The sequence below is a fragment of the Wolbachia endosymbiont of Drosophila barbarae genome, assembly GCF_044752445.1.
In the GTDB taxonomy this organism is placed as follows: domain Bacteria; phylum Pseudomonadota; class Alphaproteobacteria; order Rickettsiales; family Anaplasmataceae; genus Wolbachia; species Wolbachia pipientis.
In genome coordinates, this window is sequence record NZ_JBIXJM010000133.1 from 1 (window position 1) to 1717 (window position 1717).

Sequence of the window (1717 nt, forward strand, 5' to 3'; positions counted from 1 at the left end):
CTCAACCTCCTTATCATCTTCTATCCTTATCTTATCACATCCGGACTTCTATGAAAAGAGCTATAACTTTGCAGTTAACTTCTACAGCGTTTCAAAGTATAGTTTTGGTAATACAGTAACTAAATATACATGAAAACCATTTTAGCTGTTGAAACAAGCTGCGACGAAACTGCAGTAGCGATTGTAAATAGTGACAAGCAAGTCCTTGCTCACGAAATTCTCTCCCAAGCAGAACACAAAAAACGTGGTGGGGTGATCCCTGAAATAGCTTCACGTGCTCATATGAAGCGTTTAAGTGGTCTAATAAAAAGCGCCGTGGAAAAATCTAACCTTAACTTTTGTGACCTCAATGCAATTGCAGCAACATCAGGACCAGGACTCATAGGTGGATTAATAGTTGGTACAATGATGGCTAAAGCAATTGCGCATGTAGCACAAAAACCGTTCATTGCAGTGAATCACTTAGAAGCGCATGCATTGGTTATTAGGTTACTGCATGAGGTAAAATTTCCATTTTTAGTCCTATTAATATCAGGTGGTCACTGTCAATTTTTAATTGCACAGGATGTAGGCAAATACGTTAAACTTGGAGAAACGCTTGATGACTCGCTGGGTGAAGCGTTCGATAAAATTGCTAAGATGCTGGGTTTAAGCTACCCAGGAGGCCCATTAATTGAAAAGTTGGCTAAAAAAGGCAATGGCACAAGATTCAAACTGCCAAGGGCAATGATAAAACGTTCTGGATGTAACTTTTCGTTTTCTGGAATTAAAACAGCAGTAAAAAACTTAGTGCAAGAACTGAAAATGAGCGAGCAAGATGTGTGTGATGTATGTGCTTCGTTTCAAGAGTGTATTAGTGACATACTGCTGGACAGGGTTAGTAATGCGATTATTATGGCCGAATCTTTAAATATCAAAATCAATGACTTTGTGATTACCGGCGGAGTTGCAGCAAATAATTTCTTGAGAGAAAAATTAAAACAACACATAAACTTAAACATATTTTTTCCTCCCAACAACCTATGTACAGATAATGCAATAATGGTTGGATGGGCAGGAATTGAAATGTTACAGAAAAGCTATATAGATTCTCTCAATTTTGCACCAAGACCTAAGTGGGAGTTAGAGAGTTATTAAAAGCTCTCAATTCTGAATTATAGCTAAAGTGACTTAGGTTCTCTAATTGCACATAAGTCAACAATAATTTTCACACAAATCAAAACAGCATATCTTCTCCATAATCCTTGGTAATTTTACATAAGTTAAAAGTAGCATATGGTTCTCTCCACGGTCTGAGATGACAATAAATTTGTTAAGCCGCATTATACTTGTTAGGCGGAAGTGGACGGCAACATGTTTACCACGAAGTCTAACTAAGTTCTTGCTTGTCCCTTCCATCGGCATTGCTATCTTTATTTTCAATAAAATTATTGTCCTATGCTCTTTTGATGTTTATTGATAATAAAATTCTGTTTTATCAACCAACATCCTATGCATAATTACAGCTAATTTTCTTGCTACTGCTACAATTGCTTTTTTCATTCCTTTTTTCTTCGCAACCCCAGTTTTTTAATTTAAATGTCCTCTTGGTAACTGTAAGCATTGTTTGTGCAGCTTCATATAACATACTTCTACATTCCGCTGGTCCCATCTTTGATATGCTGCCATGCCGATCAACTTCTCCAGAAGAATATTGCCTTGGTGTCAACCCTATATA

Annotated in this window: 2 protein-coding genes; one reads left to right on the forward strand and one right to left on the reverse strand. The window is 36.9% G+C overall.

All coding sequences use genetic code 11. The annotated features are described in order from the left end of the window. Nucleotides 1-129 precede the first annotated feature (129 nt). Nucleotides 130-1137, forward strand: coding sequence for a tRNA (adenosine(37)-N6)-threonylcarbamoyltransferase complex transferase subunit TsaD (tsaD, locus tag ACIPNH_RS02040; RefSeq protein WP_400771421.1), 1008 nt, complete (start codon nucleotides 130-132; stop codon nucleotides 1135-1137). A gap of 352 nt (nucleotides 1138-1489) precedes the next feature. Here tsaD and ACIPNH_RS02045 read toward each other — a convergent pair. Further along, a partial coding sequence (locus ACIPNH_RS02045; RefSeq protein WP_156518078.1) for a transposase occupies nucleotides 1490-1717 on the reverse strand: 228 nt, incomplete at its 5' end.